This is a genomic window from Devosia oryziradicis (assembly GCF_016698645.1).
Taxonomy (GTDB): Bacteria; Pseudomonadota; Alphaproteobacteria; order Rhizobiales; family Devosiaceae; genus Devosia; species Devosia oryziradicis.
In genome coordinates this window covers 3,032,176-3,048,716 of record NZ_CP068047.1, presented here as the reverse complement: position 1 = coordinate 3,048,716, position 16,541 = coordinate 3,032,176, and the positions used below count along the sequence as shown (strand labels likewise).

The following is a 16,541-nucleotide window of genomic DNA, read 5'->3' as shown; positions in this document are numbered from 1 at the left end:
GGCAAAAGGGGCGGGTGTGGAGCAGCCAGCAGCCAGAATCGGTTCGGCGGGCGAGGTATTCCTGGCTTTCCTCAAGCTCGGGCTCACCTCATTTGGCGGGCCGATCGCCCATCTGGGCTATTTTCGCGACGAAATCGTCGTCCGTCGGCGCTGGATGGGCGAAGTGGCCTATGCCGACCTGGTGGCGCTTTGCCAGTTCCTGCCCGGACCGGCATCGAGCCAGGTCGGTTTCGCCCTCGGGCTCTGGCGCGCTGGCCCACTAGGCGCCCTCGCGGCCTGGACCGCTTTCACCCTGCCCTCGGCACTGCTGATGACGATGCTGGCCCTTGGCTCTGCTGCCTTGGATGGGGCCGCGGCGGAGGGCGTGCTGCACGGGCTGAAGTTGGTCGCAGTCGCGGTGGTCGCGCAGGCCGTCTGGGGCATGGCCCGGACCCTGGCGCCCGATGCCAACAGGGCCGCCATTGCGGTGGTCGCCGTCGCTATCACCGCCATTCTGGGCGGTGCCCTGGCGCAGGTGGCGGCTATTGCCCTGGGCGCGTTGGCTGGGCTGGTCATTTGCCGTGATGGCGGACAAGGCGCGACATCGGCCAGCCGCTTTACCATCAGCCGCATGACTGGGCTCACCAGCCTCACGCTCTTTGCGGCCCTGCTTGTCGGACTGCCCCTGTTTGCCGCGGCGTCTGGTGGCCACTGGCTCGACCTGTTCGATGCATTCTACCGCGCCGGGGCGTTGGTCTTCGGCGGCGGGCATGTGGTGCTGCCCTTGCTCGATGCGGAGACCGTGGCGAGCGGCTGGGTGAACCGGGACACTTTTCTTGCCGGCTATGGCGCGGCCCAGGCGGTGCCCGGGCCGCTTTTCACCTTCGCGGCCTATCTCGGCGCGGCCGATGGCGGGCTCGTCGGCGCGGCTATTGCGCTGGTGGCGATCTTTCTGCCCGGCTTCCTGCTGCTTGTGGGTGTGCTGCCGTTTTGGGATGCCCTGCGGACTAGGCCACTCATGCAGGCAGGGATGCGGGGGGCCAATGCCGCGGTGGTCGGCATCCTCGGCACCGCCCTCTACAACCCCGTCTGGACCAGCGCCGTGCTCACCCCAACCGACTTCACCCTGGCCTTGGTCGGCTTCGTCGCGCTGGTGGCCTGGAAGTCACCGCCCTGGATCGTAGTCGTGTCACTGGGAGTGGCGGGCGGGGTGTTGGGGGTGCTGTAAGGCGCGGGCCCAAAGTGAGAGTTACTAAGGCCAAGACATTGTATTATTTGCCCGTAGTCTGCAGGAATGGCCTTGTCTGACAGTGCACGTCAGAGTGCCTTTCTTATTGGGCTCACTGCGCTATAATATTCGACCGTCTCTTGCCTCCGGCCGCACGTCGGCATAGCCTCATCTTCCTTGATTGCGGAGGTCAAAATGGGTGTGCCTGTTCAGGTCGGCGGAACAATCAATTTAAACGTTGGATGGTTTCCGCCGGCAGGTGGGCAGTATTTCCCACATATTGTGGGTACCGCTAGCGGACATATATTTGCTGCTTGGCAGTCGGTAAACGGATACGAGGGTGGGTTCTTTGGTAGCTACGGCCTGATCTCGACATTTGCGGCTCCTTCGGGGGGCACGCAAAGCATCGATGTTGCTAGCCTCGGTGGAGGTCGAGTGGGAGTGGCCTGGATCGACCAAGCTGGCGACGTCAACCTTCAAACATTGGCAGTAAGTGGGATGAGGTCTGCTGTCATTACACAGGCAACGGCTGGACAGCAGGACAGCGTAGCTATTGCGTCAAGCCGAGGATATGTTGTTGTCGTCAATAGTTCTCCTGGCGCCGGCGAGGGAGATATCTATCGATCGGCATACGATAGCTTCGGCAATCTAAGATTCAGCCCGGACGAGGTCACTGGCGGAGTTGGGGTTGCTGGCGTTCAAGACAACCCGGACATCGCCGTACTTGCAAATGGCCTTCAGATTGCTGTGTGGATCGATCGGAGCGATAATACGATCCGCGGCTCGCGCCTTGATGAGGGCGCGCGTTTTGGGGAGGCGCTGCTTCTAGCTAACTCAGTACCAGCCGCTAGTGGCCAGGACCATGAAGTCAGTGTTACCGGCCTAGCGAGTGGTGGCTTTGCGATTGCCTATCGGGCGGGGTCAGGCGTCGACGGCGTGTTGCAGTACAGGATTTTTGACCAAGTCGGTCAACCTGTTACGGGGTTGTTGACTCCAGCTCAGCTGGGAGGCTCCGACTTTTCCCCCCAAATTCTAGGATTGCCGGATGGCCGGTTTGTCATTGTAACGGCCAGCAATGACAACATCGTCGGGCAAATGTTCAACGCCGATGGGACAGCGAACAGCAACGCGTTCACTATTGAAAGCAATGGGTACGTTCAAAACCAACCGTTCCTTGCGATGCTGGCGGATGGCCGCTTTGCGGTATCCTACTCGTCTAATGGTGTAGCAGACGGAAACGCCCGGGATTTGGTAATGAAAATCTTTGACCCCCGGGAGCGAGGGATCGAACTTGCCGGTACCAGCGACAACGACGACTATGTTGGATCAACATTCGTAGACACCATCATCACCGGTGATGGGGACGACACGGTATCAGGCGGCGGCGGCGCGGACCTGCTCAAGGGTGACGCCGGGTCCGATACCCTACGTGGTGATGCTGGAGCCGACAGGCTGTATGGCGGCACGGGCAACGACGCTTTGTTTGGGGGAAGTGACAACGATCAGCTTTTCGGCGGGTGGGGGGCTGATGCCCTCAATGGCGGCGACGGTACCGTCGACTATGCCCGCTACGATGACGCGGCCTATGGCGATATTCGAGTTTCGCTCGCCAGCGCTGCGGTCGGCACTGGGGCTGCCAAGGGCGACACCTTCACCGGCATTGAAGGCATCATCACCTATTATGGCAATGACTACGTCTACGGTGATGGAGGTAACAACTACATCTACACCCAGGATGGCAATGACAACCTGTTCGGCTCGAACGGCGCAGACTATCTCGATGGTGGCAATGGTCTAGACTATGCTCGCTTCGACGATGCCGGATATGGTGGGCTTACCGCGGATCTCGCCAACATCGTTGCGGGAACCGGTGCGGCGGCGGGCGATACCTACGTCAACATAGAAGGCCTTATCCTTACCAAGAACTCGGACTACGGTTACGGCACCGCTGGCGACAACTACCTGTATGGCCTGGGCGGGAACGACACCCTCGATGGGCGGGGCGGCAGTGACTATCTTGATGGTGGTATCGGCAACGACAGCCTTACCGGCGGTGCCGGAAATGACATCTACCGCTACGGCGGCGCCGGCTATGGCCGCGATACAATCTACGGGTTCGAGGGCGGCACTGGAGCAGGCGATCGAATAAACCTGCAAGGTGCAGGCTTCGCTAATTACAGCGCGGCCATGGCTTCTGCCATTCAGGTGGGGAACAACGTCGAAATCCGCATCAACCCCGACGACGTTCTCGTCATCACGAATTTTCTGAAGGGCAACCTGGCAGCGGACGACTTTATCTTCTGAAGGTCACAATGGTCCTGCGACCTAGCACTCGTGCCGGGTTGTCGGTCCGTTCGCGCTGGAATGACTGTTCCAGTCGCCCCCTGCGCATCTCCGAAGGTTTCGGTCGTGGAGATGCCCGCCTCAGCCTCGCGTTCCGCAGCTTACAGCGGATAGTTGCTGCTCGAAGCGGGCGCGCATGGCTTGGTGGGGAGGGGCGAGGCGGACGAGGACGAGGAGCTTGTCGCTTGCCGACTCGACGACCAGAAGGCCCTCGGCGATATCGAGCTGCTGCTGGGCCAGGAGCCTAGTCTGGGCGGCGTTGAAGATGCCAAGCTCCAGCGTCTGGCCGATGCCGTCGCGGTTGGTGGTCGAATAGGTGACTATGCCTGAGGGGTCGAACAGCGCAACCGACCAGAACGCATCGGGCAGGACGCCGCTGATATAGGCCGGACCATTGGCCAGGTCGATGCGGCACAGGCCGTAGGCCAGCTCCGGATCGAGGCCCAGGGGATTTGGCTCGCCCGCCGCAATGGCAGGCAGGATGACCATGCGATTGTCGGCGTCAAGCGATGCGACGCGGCTCCAGACCGACTGTTCGGCCAGGGCGGGCAGGGTCAGGATCACGATGATGTGGATGATGCCGCCCAGCACCACGCCGCCAATAAGCCAGAGCAGGGGACGGATCATGCGCAATCTCTCCGCACGATCGATGGCATCGAGGCGTCGCTCGAGAAGCCGGAAAAGGCCGCTGTGTCGTAGAGGGTCAATACCAGTTTGAACGGCCCCTCGCCGGTCAGCTCGAGCCAGTTCTGCGGCAGCAGCCGCGTGCCCACGTTGATGATGATCGACCCGTCCGGCGCGCGCGCAATGGCGTTGCTGTGCATGGCCGGAGCCACATCGGGCGCCGCAATGTTGATGCCGGCCTCGTCGACCGCCACCAGCGTCCAGAACGTGGCGAGCGGTGTCTTGCCATCGATGCGATAGCCGCAGTTGCGCGTCAGCGGCTCGCCATCGCTGTCGACTGTCGCGGTGAACTGCAGACCCTCGGCCTGACCCAGTTCAAGGGCTGCGGTGCGGGCCAGATGGCCTCGCGTATAGGGGTTGGGCGCGCTGGAGCCCACATCCGGCCAGGCATGCCAGGGGCCGACCTGCGCCACGCCGAACAAGCGTCCATCAGTCAGCGCATAGTAGCTGAGGCCGAAGCCCACCCCCAGCGCCACCGCGATCATCATGAGAAGGTAGAGGACGAAACGCACGGGTCTAGCGGCTCGGAGATGCGGTGGACGGCATTGACGGGAGACCTGCGCGCGGAATGGCTATGACGCTTGTAGCAAGGGGGCCATGGACGCGGAAGGGTCAAGTGACGGCCGTAGCGCCACTAAAGTCCTTGCGTACCGGCCTGCACGCTCGCCTGATCGACTGGGGGCGCCTGCGACTCCAGGCTCGCCGCGAAGCGATCGGCGAGGTCGACGAGCTTGCGAGCCGCGGCAGGGGTGAGGCTGGGCGGGCGCTGGGCGACTTCCTCTTCCACCGCGGCTGGGTCGGCTTCGGCCACGACCGTGGGTTCGATGGCGAAATCGACGCCGAATACCGGCTGGATGTCGATATTGGTATGCGCATAGGCCATGAACTTCTGCCAGGTTATGGCCGGAAGGGTGCCACCCGTCAGGTTGTTGGTCGGGTGATAGTCGTCATTGCCGAACCAAACGGCGGCGACATAATTGCCGGTAAAGCCGCAGAACCAGGCGTCGCGATAGGACGACGTCGTGCCCGATTTGCCGACGGCCGGCACGCCGGGCACGTCGGCGCGACGGCCGGTGCCCCCGGTGATCACGCCGCGCAGCATGGAGTTCATGTTGGCGACGGTGGTTTCGCTCAGGATCCGCTCGCGTGGTGCATCAGGATCGACTTCGTAAACCAGCTCGCCGGTAAGCGTGGTCATGCGCGTGATGCCATAGGCTGGTGTCTTGTAGCCGTGGTTGGCGAGGACCGCATAGGATGATGTCATGTCCAGCACGGACACCGAGGCCACACCGAGCGCCAGCGAACGCGTGACGGGATAGTCGGCCTGTAGCCCCATGCGGTGGCTGAGCGCAGCGATGGGATCGCGGCCGGTCTTGATCGAGAGCGTGACGGGCACCGTGTTGAGCGACTGCGCAAACGCCGAGGCCAGCGTGACCGTGCCCTTGTAGCTGCGCCCATAGTTCTGCGGGCACCAGTCGCCAATGCAGACCGGGCGATCGGTGATCGTGTCCGACGGGGTGAGCCCGAGCTGCTCGAAGGCTTCCGAATAGACGAAAATCTTGAAGGCCGAGCCCGGCTGCCGGGTAGACACGATGGCGCGGTTGAATTGGCTCTTAGCATAGTCGGTGCCGCCGACCATGGCGCGGATGCCGCCCTGGGTATCGGTGACCACCATGGCCGCCTGCGTCACGTTGTACTGCTCGCCCTGTTCGAGCACGGTCGAAATGACGGCCTCTTCGGCATATTTCTGCAGGGTCGTGTCGATGGTGGTGCGCACCACGAAATTGTTGGTGGCATGGTGGCTGCGCTCGATCAGCAGCTTGGATTGCTCGAATGCCCAGTCGAGGAAGTAGTTGGGGGAATTGGCATCGGCCGCGCGGCTCACCGGGGTGGCCGGATGGCGCCGCGCTGCGGTCACCTGGCCTTCGGTAAGGAAGCCGGCGGCAACCATGTTGGATAGGACCAGGTTGGCGCGGCCGCGGGCTGCGGCAAGGTCCACGTGCGGCGCGTAGCGGGTGGGGGCCTTGAACAGGCCCGACAGCATGGCGGCCTCGGCCAGGTTGATGTCCTGCACCTTCTTGCCGAAATAGTAGTCCGACGCCGCCACTACGCCGAAATTGCCGCCGCCCATATAGGCGCGGTCGAAATAGAGCTTGAGGATCTCGTCCTTGGTGTAGTGCCACTCGAGCCACACCGCGAGGAAGGCCTCGATAATCTTGCGCTCGATGGTTCGTTCCGAGCTGAGGAACAGGTTTTTGGCCAGCTGCTGGGTGATCGAGGAGCCGCCCTGGGTGGAGTTCTCGCCGCCGGCATTGCTGGCGAGGGCGCGCAGCGTGCCGACCACATCGATGCCGAAATGGTCGTAGAAGCGGCGGTCTTCGGTAGCGAGCGTCGCCTTGATCAGGAAGTCCGGCATGTCATCGAGCGCCACCGAGTCGTCGGAGCGTATGCCGCGGCGACCGATTTCCGTCCCGAAACGATCAAGGAAAACAACGGAGTAGTCCTCGGCCTTGTTGAACTCGCCCGACGCCGTGGCGTCGAAGGCGGGCAGGGCCAGAGCCGTCATCAGGACGCAGCCGATGGCGAAAAACGAGAAGCCGTCGCTGAGCAGTTCCACGAACAGGCGCTTGAAGCCGGCGACGTGGAAAATGCTCATGAAATCCTGGAAGCGCGTATAGCCGCGGCCCAGCGCCTGCCAGAATTCGTAGAGCGAGGAATCCAGCCACGCATCGGCGGCAAGCATGCCGCCCGATTTCTTGCGCTTTTCCTTGGTATAGAACGGATCCTGCACCAACGGCCCCTGACTTGGTCACGGACTGTTGTCCGCGCGTCGCGATCAACGCAACATGATCGCTGGAATATGATTGCACTCGGCTGCCGACAAGAGCAAACCGGCAACAGCGATAACAGCAACGGATTAAGATGGCCTTCTGGGACGAAAAAACCCTGGACGAAATGACCGAGGCGGAGTGGGAAGCGCTCTGCGACGGCTGCGGCCGCTGTTGCCTGATCAAGCTCGAGGATGAGGACAGCGGATTGCTGATAACCTCGGACGTCCGCTGCCAGCTGCTCGATGGCGATACCTGCACCTGCACCGACTATCCGGGCCGGCAGGCCAAGGTGCCCGACTGCATCAAGCTGACGCCGCAGAATGTCACCGAGATCAAGTGGATCCCCACGACCTGCGCTTATCGCCGCATTGCCGAGGGAAAGGGCCTGGCCTGGTGGCACCCGCTGATCTCGGGCGACCCGCAGACGGTGGTCGATGTCGGCGTCTCCGCCCGCGGCCGCACTTTCGCCGAACAGGACGTGGCGCCGGGCGAATGGGAAGACCATGCGGTCGACTGGCCCGAATGGGAACCGCCCGAGCGGCTGTGATCTTTACACACCGTTAACCATGTTGTGGCCTGATCCTGCGGTGCCCCAGCCCAGGACAGGCGGCTACCATGACCGACACTGCGATCAGCAAAGAGCCAAGTGAACCCTTCTGGACGCGCGTGCGCGCGGCGCTGGGGGCAATGCGCCCGGTGCAGCAGGAGCGGGCGCCGGCCTATGGCCAGGCGGCGATCGCGCGGTCGATCGGCATGAAGCCCAAGCTGGGGGCGCGGATCGAGGAAGAATTGCACCAGGGCTGGAGCCAGGCGGCGGCGCGCCGGGTATCGCTGAGCCTGGTGGTGATCGAGATCGACCGCTTCGCCGATTATTTCACCGCCTATGGCCGTGCCGAGGCCGATGACTGCCTGCTCACGGTCATGCGCGCGATCACCGATATCCTGCCCCGATCCGGGGACAGTTGCCTGCGGCTGGGCGCGGCAAGCTTCGTCATCGTGATGCCCGACCTGCCGGCACTGATGGCGCGGGCCATCGCGGCCAAGATGGGCGACGCGGTGCGGGACCTCGCCCTGCCGCACAAGGAGAGCCATGCCGGGATCGTCACCCTGAGCATGGGCCTGGCGGTGACCAATCCGAGCGGCAACTATGACCGCAAGTTCTTCGAGGCCGGGGCCGAGGCGCTCAAGAAGGCCCAGCGCCGCGGCATGGGCCGCATGGAGGCCGTCGACCTCCGCCCGGCTCTCGAACGCAAGCGGAAACCGGCCCGCGCGGCTTGAGGTTGCCATCGCCGCCTTGAGACACTAAGAAGCCCGTCCCTCGCGCCGACCTGGCGCATTTCCCAGATGGACGGCATGCCATGACCCTTGTTTGCGGCCTCGACTTCGGCACGTCCAATTCCACCATTGCGCGCCGCGATTCCGGCGGCGTGCCGCAATTGCTGAAGCTCGAGGATGGCCGCGAGACCATTCCCAGCGTGATCTTTTTCGGCTTCGAGGATGACAGCATCCATTTCGGACGGCAGGCGGTGGCCGAATATGTGACCGGGGCCGAGGGCCGGCTGATGCGCTCGCTCAAGAGCGTGCTGGGCACCGCGCTGATCGGCGACACCACCCGCGTCAAGGCGCGCAGCTATGGCTTCATCGCGATCCTGGGTATCTTCATCGCCGAGTTGAAGCGCCGCGCCGAGGCGGAACTGGGTGGGGAAGTCGATACGGTGGTGTGCGGCCGGCCGGTGCATTTCGTCGACGACGATCCGGTGGCCGATGCGGCGGCGCAGAGCCAGCTCGAGGGCGCTGTGCGGGCGCAGGGGTTCAAGCATGTCGACTTCCAGTTCGAGCCGATCGCGGCGGCGCTCGACTATGAGCGGCAGGTGACGGGCGAGAAGCTGGCGCTGATCGTCGACCTGGGCGGCGGCACCTCGGACTTTACGGTGATCCGCGTTTCGCCGGAGCGGGCGCGGGCGGTGGACCGCAGCCAGGACATCCTGTCGACGGCGGGCGTGCATGTCGGCGGCACCGATTTTGATCGGCTGCTGTCGATGGGCAAGGTGATGCCCGAACTGGGCCTGGGCACGATGACGCTGGATGGCAAGCGGCACCTGCCGGTGGCGCCCTATTATGACCTGTCCACCTGGCACCGGATCAACCGGCTCTATAACGCGCAGACGCTGCGTGACCTGCGCGGTACCCAGCGCGAGGCGCGCGCGCCCGGGCGCGTCGAGATGATGATCGAGCTGATCGAGGATCGCCTCGGGCACCGGCTGGTTGGGGCAGTGGAAGCCGCCAAGATCGCGCTTTCGGATGACGAGACGACGGACTTTGCCTTTCCGGTGCGCGAGCGCCGGATCGAGACCGTGATGAGCAAGGGCGACCTCACCAAGGCGCTGCAGCATTCGGTCGAGCGCATCGAGGACACCATTGCCGAGACGCTGCGCCGCGCAGGGGTGGCCGGCGCGGCCATCGACAGCCTGATCCTGACGGGCGGTTCGACCCAGGTGCCGGCGATCTCCAGCCGGCTAAGGGGCCTGTTTCCCGAAGCGGAACTGGTGCGCACCGACGTTCTGGGCAGCGTGGGTCTGGGGCTGGCCATGGATGCGGCCCGGAAGTTTGGGTGAGGGGGCACCTCCCCCTTAGGGGAGGGGTCGGCGGCGAAGCCGCGGGTGAGGGGGCCTTTCCCCAGCGGTATAAAAGAAAGGGCCCCTCACCCGACCTTCGGTCGACCTCTCCCCCAGAGGGAGAGGTGAAGGAAGCCCGAACATGAACCCAATCCGAACGATTGGTTCTCAACCCGTTCAACCCGGGGCGGCGACTCTGTGCTGCAACAGAGGAGAGATGACCATGACCATGTTCAAGACCATCGCCGCCGCCGCCTTTGCCCTTTGTGCAGCGGCCCCTGCTTTTGCCCAGGACCTGACCCCGGTCGGCACCTGGCAGACCACGACGGGCGAGTCGCGTTATTCGGTCAGCTATTGCGGGGACGGCACGGCGCTCTGCGCCAAGCTGATCTGGCTGCGCAAGGATGCCCGCACTCCGGAAAACCTGGCTTTGCTCAACAAGCATGTGGTGCAGGGCGCGCGGTCGACCGGCGCCAACAAATGGCGCGGCACGGTGAAGTATGATGGCCAGACGGTGTCCGGATCGGTGACCCTGGTGAACCGCAACAAGATGAGCCTGCGCGGCTGCCAGCTGATCGCCTGCCAGAACGTGGATTTCGTAAGGATCTGAGGCTGGGGGAGGGCAGCGTCCCTAGAAATCCACCTGCCGTCACCCTCGGGCTTGACCCGTGGGATCTCCACTTTCAGCACGGGTGATGGGCCATCCGCGGCACGATCCCCAACATCGTCAAGTGAAGAGCCCTCGGGTCAAGCCCGAGGGTGACGACCGGCGGGAGAGGGTCAGTTCACCGCCGTTTGCCAGAAAAATCACCCTGACTTATCCCCGCGTCACGGTGATCGGCTATAGTTCAGGCATGGTCACGAAATTGGGTCACGAAGCCGAGCGGCGGTTACGCTTTTCAGCGGGGTCGACATAGCGGCATTCGAAGCGGCCGCGGATGGCCTGGTTGAAGAACCGGCCGCGCGACTCGGCGTCGCGCAAAGCTTCGTAGATGAATTCGGGCACGCCGAAATATTTGTAGCGCCGGCCTTCGGGTCCGAACCAGATCGAGAGTTCCTCGTCGGCAGGCTTGTAATGGATATGGCGGATGGCAGCGGACATCGGGGGTCTCTCCCGGTTGGACTCCGCATGGACGAATCCGTGGCGGATTCGATGGGTTCCGGGCAGCGATGTCGGGACGATTCACAAGTGAGTCATTGGATGGATGAAACGCAAGCGCCGGACTGGGCGGCAATCCGGCATGCCTATGAGCACAGTGACGATACGCTCAGGACGATCTGCGAGCGGTTCGGCGTAACCAAGGGGCAGCTCGAGCATCGCCAGAGGCGGGAGCGTTGGCCGTCGCGACGGTCGACCCTGAGGGAACGCCAGACCGCGACCTTCGACAAGATTTTCGGCGTGCTGGAACAGCAGGTGGGCAAGCTGGCCAGTGCGACCGGCGCAACCCTGGGCGACAAGGAGACACAGCAATTGGCCGACATCATCAAGAACTTCGAGAAGATGGCGCATCTTTCAGGCCATGACAGCAAGGACGAGGCACCACGGCCGCGTCGCGACATGCAGGAACTGCGTGCCAAGCTGGCCAAGCGCCTTGAACAGCGCAGCCGTCGCTAAGTTCGAACGCCGCGTCGCCAAGCTTTCCGACGAGGAGGTCATCAAGCAGCTGTTCGACTGGCAGGACTGGGCCTATCCGGCGCAGCGGGCGCCGGCGGGCAACTGGACGACCTGGCTGTTCATGGGTGGACGAGGCTGCGGCAAGACGCGGACGGGCGCGGAATGGGTAAGGGAACAGGTCAATGCCGGGGTGGGGCCGATCGCCCTGGTCGGCGAAACAATGACGGAGGCCATGGCCATCATGGTGCGGGGCGAAAGCGGCATCCTGGATGTCTTTCCCGATGACGCGCAGCCGCGCATTCGGCAGGGAACGCTGCTGTTTCCCAATGGCGTGGAAGCCATGCTGATGTCGGCCTCCGACCCCGATCGCTTTCGTGGACCGCAATTTGCGGCAGCATGGTGCGACGAGGTGGCGAAGTGGCCCAACGCAACTTCGGCCTGGGACAACCTGCAGTTCGCACTTCGCCTTGGCGACAAGCCACGGCAACTGGCAACGACCACGCCGCGACCGATACCGCTGCTCAGAAGGCTGCTGACCGACAGCAATACGGTGTTCACCCATATGCGGACCGCGGACAACCACGCCCACCTGGCGCCGGACTTCATGACGGCGGTTGTCGGGCGCTATGAGGGGACGCTCCTCGGCCGGCAGGAGCTCGATGGCGAGCTGATCGAGGATGATCCGGGGGCGCTGTGGCAGCGTGGCATGTTCCGGCGCTTCGAGGGCGGCCAGATCGGGCGGATCGTCGTGGCGGTGGATCCACCGGTGACGGGCAATGCCAGCTCGGATGCCTGCGGCATTGTCGTGGCCGGTCGGGCGGGCGAGGGGGTGGCGGTGCTGGAAGACTGCACGGTCAGGCCGGCGGCGCCGCTGGCCTGGGCGCGGCGGGCGGTGGCGGCGTTTCATGCACACCAGGCCGATGCCATCGTGGTGGAGGTGAACCAGGGCGGCGACCTGGTGCGCTCGGTGATCGCCCAGGTCGACGGCGCCGTGCCGGTTCGGGAAGTGCGGGCTATCAGGGGCAAGTGGCTGCGCGCCGAACCCGTCGCGGCGCTCTATGGCCGCGGGCTGGTGAGCCACGCCGACGGGCTGACGGCCCTTGAGGACGAGATGTGCGCCTTTGGCGTGGATGGGCGGAGCGACGGGCACTCGCCGGACCGGGTCGATGCCCTGGTCTGGGCGGTGACGGACCTGCTGCTCAACGAGATGCGGCCGCGGATACGCGGATTGTAGGGCGAGGAACCAAACTCATGCCGAACTGGATCAGCCGCCTCCTGGGCGGGCGAATGAACACGCCTGCGGAGCGGAAGAGCTTTGCCGGGCATACGCTGCTGAGCCTCAGCCAACTTGGCGCGGCGAGCTGGAGCAATCGGGGCTTTGCCAGCCTGGTCAACCAGGGCTTTGCGCGCAATCCGGTGGTCTACCGCTGCGTAAGGCTGATTGCCGAGACGGCCAATCGCGTGCCGCTGGTGGTGAGCGAGGGGGGCAGGCGGGTGGATGAGCACCCGCTGGCGACGCTGCTGGCGCGGCCCAATGGGCGGCAATCGGGCGGAGAGCTGCTCGAGGCGGTCTATGCCTATCTGCAGACGGCGGGCAATGCCTACCTGCAGGCGGGCATCGTCGATGGCGAGGTGCGCGGCATCTTTGGGCTCAGGCCGGACCGCATGAAGGTGGTGGCCGGGGCCGATGGCTGGCCCGTGGCCTATGACTATACCGCCGGCGGGCGGACGGCGCGGCTGCGGCAGGACGAGGGCGTGGTGCCCGCGGTGCTGCATATGGCTTTGTTCCATCCGCTCGACGACCACTACGGCATGGCGCCGCTCGAGGCCGCGCAGACAAGCCTCGACATCCACAATGCGGCGGGGCTGTGGAACAAGGCGCTGCTCGACAACGCGGCGCGGCCCAGCGGCGCGCTGGTCTATTCGGCGGCGGGGCAGAGCCTCACCGAGGACCAGTTCAGCCGGCTCAAGGCGGAGCTGGAGCAGAACTTTTCCGGCGCCGCCAATGCCGGCCGGCCGATGCTGCTCGAGGGTGGTCTCGACTGGAAGGCCCTCGCGCTGTCGCCGCGCGACATGGATTTCATCGAGGCCAAGCATGCCGCGGCGCGCGACATCGCGCTGGCCTTCGGCGTGCCGCCCATGCTGCTCGGCATTCCGGGCGACAATACCTATGCCAACCTGGCCGAGGCCAACCGGGCGCTATGGCGGCAGACGCTGATCCCGCTGGTGGTGCGGGTGGCCGAGGAGCTGAGCAACTGGCTGTCGCCGGCCTTTGGCGGGGCGGTGGTCAGCCCGGATTTCGATGGGGTGGAGGCTCTGGCGGAGGATCGCGCGGCGCTGTGGGCAAGGGTGGGCGGAGCGGAGTTTCTGAGCGACGCGGAGAAGCGGGCGATGTTGGGGGTTTAGAGGCCGTAGTAGGCGATTATCACGACCGCCAGACCCAGGAGTGGAAGCCCAATCCTATAGACCCCGCGAGCAATCGCCACCACGCCGACGGCAATGACGAACGGCAAAAGCATGACGGGCAGGAGCGCAACGAAGATATCCAAACCGGTCAGGCCGCCCGCGTCTGACGGTGGCCGGCCAGCAGGCCGCGGACGGAAATGTCTTCGTCGATGGCGGGCCAATGGATGCCTTCGCCGCGGCCGATCAGGCGCCAGTTGGCGCGGTCGAGGTCGGACGCATCGCGCAGGCGTGGGAACCACTCAACCGGCACCGAGAGTTCGCGGCCGTCATCGAGGGTGACGCGAAGCACCGTCGCGGTGACGGCGACGTCAACGGCGAGCGGTTCAGTCTGCAGCGTCAAAGTGGTCATGCCAGGCCTTCAGGAACTCATTGCGGTGTTCGACGACCAGTCGCCGGACCGCGCCCAACTCGTGGGAGCGGACGCGCTGCGATGATGCCAGTTCCACAGGCTCAAGCCAATACTTGGCGAGCTTGTCGCCGAATTCAACGTGGATGTGCGGCGGCTCGTCATTCTCGTTGCTGAAGAAAAAGAACCGGTAGCCGTCGAGGCGAAGGACTGTGGGCATGTCTAGTGCTCGCTGAGTTCGAGTCAATGAAGCACAGCTGCTTTTGCGCCGGGTGCAAAAACTCTTTGCCAGAAGTGCAAAACTTGAGCGGAGGCCGACATGGACGAGCTGACCAAAACGGTCATCGAGCGGGGCGATCTCGCGCACCTTGCCTTATTTCTGTGGGCGACGGGGGCAAGCACGCTGCTGGTGTGGGCGCTGCGCGAGATGGCCAAGGTGAATCAACACTTCAACGACTTCGTGCAGGAGATCGCATCTCTGAATCGGCTTTTCAGGAAGGATGACTAAGTCCATGGCCAATAAGCAGAATGTGCACAATGCGCAGCAGACGTTCCGCCAATTCGCCTGGAACCTGGCGGGCACCCTGGCCAAGCCCGGCAAGGCGGCCATCGCCAAGCCGGGCAAGCGCTGATGGCGGGAATACCCATCGACGGCGAGGGGCGGTTTTCCGGCTATGCCAGCATTTTCAACCGGCTCGATGGCGGTGGCGATATCGTCATGCCGGGGGCGTTTGCGAAGAGCCTCGGCAAGCGGCGCGACCGGATCCGGTTGCTGTTCCAGCATGACCCCAAGGAGCCGGTGGGCACCTGGGACGCCATTGGCGAGGACAGCCATGGCCTCTTTGTGGCCGGGCGACTGGTACCCGGCGTCGAGCGGGCCGATGCGCTCAGGCGGCTGATCGAGGGCGGGGCGCTCGATGGGCTCTCCATCGGCTTCCGCACGGTGAAGGCCACCCGCGAGGGTGGGCACCGCAAGCTTTGGGAAATCGACTTGTTCGAGATCTCGATCGTGACTTTTCCGATGATGGAGGACGCCCGCATCGCGCCCTCCGGTTACTCGACCGGCGCCGCCATCGTGGCCGCCACCAACACCATCCGCAACCGATAGGGACACCCTACATGGACATGACCAGTGACGGCCTTGAAACCAAGGCCGGCGCGGGGAGCGACATTGCCGCGCTCTTCGCCGAATTCTCGACGGCCTTCGAGGAATTCAAGCGCACCAACGACCAGCGCCTGGGCGAGATCGAAAAGCGCGGTTCGGCCGATGGGCTGCTCGAGGACAAGCTGGACCGGCTCAACGCCGTGCTCGACGGGCAGAAGGCGGCCATGGATCGGGCGCTGGTGGAACGCGCCCGCCCGCTGCTCGACGGCAGGGCGATCCATCTGGACGGCAAGGGCCGCCAGGTCGACGGCGAGTACAAGGAAGCCTTTGCCTCCTATGTGAAGCGCGGCGAGGAGAAGGCGCTGTCGATCGGCGTCGCCGCCGATGGCGGCTATGTGGTGCCGCCCGAGACCGAAACGGAAATCACCCGGCTGATGACGGCGGTGTCGCCGATCCGCGCCATTGCTGGCATCCGCCAGGTCAGCGCCGCAGTCTACAAGCGGCCGATCTCGGTCACCGGTCCGGCGACCGGCTGGGTGGGTGAAACGGGGGCGCGACCGACTACCAATTCGCAGACCCTGGCCGAGCTCAGCTATCCGACCATGGAACTCTATGCCATGCCGGCGGCGACCTCGGCTTTCCTCGACGATGCGGCTGTCGATGTCGGCCAGTGGATCGCCGATGAGGTCAATGCGGCCTTTGCGGCGCAGGAGACCACGGCATTCGTTTCCGGCAATGGCGTTAACAAGCCGACCGGCTTCCTGGCGGCGACCACCGTGGCGGAAACCAGCTGGAGCTGGGGTAACCTCGGCTACATCGCCACCGGCTCGGCCGGCGCGCTGCCGGCCAGCAATGCCAGCGACGTGCTGATCGACCTGGTCTATGCGCTCAAGGCGGGCTACCGGCAGAACGCCACCTGGGTGATGAACCGCAAGGTGCAGGGCGCGCTGCGCAAGCTCAAGGATGCCGATGGCAACTACCTGTGGCAGCCGGCGCTGACCGCCGACGGCAAGGCACGGCTGATGGGCTTTGACCTGGTCGAGGCCGAGGACATGCCCAATATCGCCGCCAACTCGCTGTCGATCGCCTTCGGCGACTTCAAGCGCGGGTATCTGATCGTCGACCGCCAGGGCGTGAGCGTGCTGCGCGACCCGTTCAGTTCCAAGCCTTATGTGCTGTTCTACACGACCAAGCGCGTTGGCGGCGGCATCGCGGACTATGACGCGATCAAGCTGCTGAAGTTCGCCGCAAGCTAAGTCCCCGAGCGCGGCCATCTAGCGCGAAAAGCCTGCGCTCCGGTGCTCACGTACTTATGTACGCTCCGCTCCG

General features: G+C 64.3%; 18 protein-coding genes. 12 read left to right on the top strand and 6 right to left on the bottom strand.

Translation table 11 applies throughout. From position 1 onward, the window contains the following. The first annotated feature begins 16 nt into the window (after positions 1-16). Positions 17-1,207: a chromate efflux transporter gene (chrA, locus tag JI749_RS15140; protein ID WP_201655740.1), complete on the top strand. Its 1,191-nt coding sequence runs from the start codon at positions 17-19 to the stop codon at positions 1,205-1,207. Positions 1,208-1,402: 195 nt separating this feature from the next. Beyond that, a complete protein-coding gene (locus JI749_RS17580; RefSeq protein WP_201655737.1) occupies positions 1,403-3,511 on the top strand; it encodes a calcium-binding protein in 2,109 nt (702 codons plus the stop codon). A 120-nt stretch (positions 3,512-3,631) separates the two neighbouring features. Here JI749_RS17580 and JI749_RS15130 read toward each other — a convergent pair whose 3' ends face one another. The 3 genes from JI749_RS15130 to JI749_RS15120 form a co-directional block, all read right to left on the bottom strand. Next, positions 3,632-4,177 (bottom strand): DUF1254 domain-containing protein, encoded by a 546-nt coding sequence (locus tag JI749_RS15130; RefSeq protein WP_201655734.1) that lies wholly within the window; start codon positions 4,175-4,177, stop codon positions 3,632-3,634. Further along, the gene (locus JI749_RS15125; RefSeq protein ID WP_201655731.1) at positions 4,174-4,746 is read right to left on the bottom strand and encodes a DUF1214 domain-containing protein; all 573 of its coding nucleotides are present in this window, start codon (positions 4,744-4,746) and stop codon (positions 4,174-4,176) included. The genes JI749_RS15130 and JI749_RS15125 overlap by 4 nt, the downstream gene beginning before the upstream one ends. A gap of 122 nt (positions 4,747-4,868) precedes the next feature. After that, positions 4,869-7,025, bottom strand: a complete 2,157-nt coding sequence (locus tag JI749_RS15120; protein WP_201655727.1) for a transglycosylase domain-containing protein — start codon at positions 7,023-7,025, stop codon at positions 4,869-4,871. A 131-nt stretch (positions 7,026-7,156) separates the two neighbouring features. On the opposite strand from JI749_RS15120, the gene JI749_RS15115 reads away from it, so the two are divergent. The 4 genes from JI749_RS15115 to JI749_RS15100 all read left to right on the top strand — a co-directional run bounded on the left by JI749_RS15115 (position 7,157) and on the right by JI749_RS15100 (position 10,290). Beyond that, entirely contained in the window at positions 7,157-7,612 is a 456-nt protein-coding gene (locus JI749_RS15115; protein ID WP_201655724.1) for a YcgN family cysteine cluster protein, read from the top strand. 68 nt (positions 7,613-7,680) lie between these two features. Next, positions 7,681-8,343, top strand: coding sequence for a diguanylate cyclase domain-containing protein (locus tag JI749_RS15110; protein WP_201655721.1), 663 nt, complete (start codon positions 7,681-7,683; stop codon positions 8,341-8,343). 80 nt (positions 8,344-8,423) lie between these two features. Continuing rightward, positions 8,424-9,680, top strand: coding sequence for an Hsp70 family protein (locus tag JI749_RS15105; protein ID WP_201655718.1), 1,257 nt, complete (start codon positions 8,424-8,426; stop codon positions 9,678-9,680). A 223-nt stretch (positions 9,681-9,903) separates the two neighbouring features. After that, complete coding sequence (locus tag JI749_RS15100; RefSeq protein ID WP_201655715.1) at positions 9,904-10,290, top strand: DUF2147 domain-containing protein; 387 nt, start codon at positions 9,904-9,906, stop codon at positions 10,288-10,290. A gap of 261 nt (positions 10,291-10,551) precedes the next feature. On the opposite strand, the gene JI749_RS15095 is transcribed toward JI749_RS15100, so the two are convergent. After that, entirely contained in the window at positions 10,552-10,782 is a 231-nt protein-coding gene (locus JI749_RS15095) for a KTSC domain-containing protein (protein ID WP_201655712.1), read from the bottom strand. 99 nt (positions 10,783-10,881) lie between these two features. Between JI749_RS15095 and JI749_RS15090 the strand changes: the two genes are divergently transcribed. Genes JI749_RS15090 through JI749_RS15080 form a run of 3 tightly spaced genes read left to right on the top strand, consistent with a single transcriptional unit; the run spans position 10,882 to position 13,701 of the window. Further along, positions 10,882-11,295: a hypothetical protein gene (locus JI749_RS15090; RefSeq protein WP_201655709.1), complete on the top strand. Its 414-nt coding sequence runs from the start codon at positions 10,882-10,884 to the stop codon at positions 11,293-11,295. Then, on the top strand, positions 11,273-12,529 hold the full coding sequence (locus JI749_RS15085; protein ID WP_407644888.1) for a DNA-packaging protein: 1,257 nt from the start codon (positions 11,273-11,275) through the stop codon (positions 12,527-12,529). The genes JI749_RS15090 and JI749_RS15085 overlap by 23 nt, the downstream gene beginning before the upstream one ends. A 17-nt stretch (positions 12,530-12,546) precedes the next feature. Continuing rightward, positions 12,547-13,701 carry a phage portal protein gene (locus JI749_RS15080; protein ID WP_201655703.1) on the top strand — a complete coding sequence of 385 codons (1,155 nt, stop codon included), beginning with the start codon at positions 12,547-12,549 and terminating at the stop codon, positions 13,699-13,701. Positions 13,702-13,849: 148 nt separating this feature from the next. On the opposite strand, the gene JI749_RS15075 is transcribed toward JI749_RS15080, so the two are convergent. Together JI749_RS15075 and JI749_RS15070 are read right to left on the bottom strand one after the other, a co-directional pair. Next, positions 13,850-14,110, bottom strand: a complete 261-nt coding sequence (locus tag JI749_RS15075) for a DUF2442 domain-containing protein (RefSeq protein ID WP_201655700.1) — start codon at positions 14,108-14,110, stop codon at positions 13,850-13,852. Further along, positions 14,085-14,327, bottom strand: a complete 243-nt coding sequence (locus tag JI749_RS15070) for a DUF4160 domain-containing protein (RefSeq protein WP_201655697.1) — start codon at positions 14,325-14,327, stop codon at positions 14,085-14,087. Before JI749_RS15070 ends, JI749_RS15075 begins: the two co-directional genes overlap by 26 nt. 99 nt (positions 14,328-14,426) lie before the next feature. Here JI749_RS15070 and JI749_RS15065 point away from each other — a divergent pair, with 99 nt between their 5' ends. From JI749_RS15065 to JI749_RS15055, 3 genes are all read left to right on the top strand, one after another. After that, positions 14,427-14,615, top strand: a complete 189-nt coding sequence (locus tag JI749_RS15065; RefSeq protein ID WP_201655694.1) for a hypothetical protein — start codon at positions 14,427-14,429, stop codon at positions 14,613-14,615. 123 nt (positions 14,616-14,738) lie between these two features. Beyond that, positions 14,739-15,215 (top strand): HK97 family phage prohead protease, encoded by a 477-nt coding sequence (locus tag JI749_RS15060; protein ID WP_201655691.1) that lies wholly within the window; start codon positions 14,739-14,741, stop codon positions 15,213-15,215. Positions 15,216-15,226: 11 nt separating this feature from the next. Then, a complete protein-coding gene (locus JI749_RS15055; RefSeq protein ID WP_201655688.1) occupies positions 15,227-16,468 on the top strand; it encodes a phage major capsid protein in 1,242 nt (413 codons plus the stop codon). Positions 16,469-16,541: the final 73 nt, after the last annotated feature.

What these genes read in the sequence shown, in the direction of transcription:
- JI749_RS17580 (WP_201655737.1), top strand. Translation starts at nt 1,403, where the DNA reads ATGGGTGTGCCTGTTCAGGTCGGCGGAACAATCAATTTAAACGTTGGA.
- JI749_RS15130 (WP_201655734.1), bottom strand. Translation starts at nt 4,177, where the DNA reads ATGATCCGTCCCCTGCTCTGGCTTATTGGCGGCGTGGTGCTGGGCGGC.
- JI749_RS15115 (WP_201655724.1), top strand. Translation starts at nt 7,157, where the DNA reads ATGGCCTTCTGGGACGAAAAAACCCTGGACGAAATGACCGAGGCGGAG.
- JI749_RS15110 (WP_201655721.1), top strand. Translation starts at nt 7,681, where the DNA reads ATGACCGACACTGCGATCAGCAAAGAGCCAAGTGAACCCTTCTGGACG.
- JI749_RS15105 (WP_201655718.1), top strand. Translation starts at nt 8,424, where the DNA reads ATGACCCTTGTTTGCGGCCTCGACTTCGGCACGTCCAATTCCACCATT.
- JI749_RS15100 (WP_201655715.1), top strand. Translation starts at nt 9,904, where the DNA reads ATGACCATGTTCAAGACCATCGCCGCCGCCGCCTTTGCCCTTTGTGCA.
- JI749_RS15095 (WP_201655712.1), bottom strand. Translation starts at nt 10,782, where the DNA reads ATGTCCGCTGCCATCCGCCATATCCATTACAAGCCTGCCGACGAGGAA.
- JI749_RS15090 (WP_201655709.1), top strand. Translation starts at nt 10,882, where the DNA reads ATGGATGAAACGCAAGCGCCGGACTGGGCGGCAATCCGGCATGCCTAT.
- JI749_RS15080 (WP_201655703.1), top strand. Translation starts at nt 12,547, where the DNA reads ATGCCGAACTGGATCAGCCGCCTCCTGGGCGGGCGAATGAACACGCCT.
- JI749_RS15075 (WP_201655700.1), bottom strand. Translation starts at nt 14,110, where the DNA reads ATGACCACTTTGACGCTGCAGACTGAACCGCTCGCCGTTGACGTCGCC.
- JI749_RS15070 (WP_201655697.1), bottom strand. Translation starts at nt 14,327, where the DNA reads ATGCCCACAGTCCTTCGCCTCGACGGCTACCGGTTCTTTTTCTTCAGC.
- JI749_RS15065 (WP_201655694.1), top strand. Translation starts at nt 14,427, where the DNA reads ATGGACGAGCTGACCAAAACGGTCATCGAGCGGGGCGATCTCGCGCAC.
- JI749_RS15060 (WP_201655691.1), top strand. Translation starts at nt 14,739, where the DNA reads ATGGCGGGAATACCCATCGACGGCGAGGGGCGGTTTTCCGGCTATGCC.
- JI749_RS15055 (WP_201655688.1), top strand. Translation starts at nt 15,227, where the DNA reads ATGGACATGACCAGTGACGGCCTTGAAACCAAGGCCGGCGCGGGGAGC.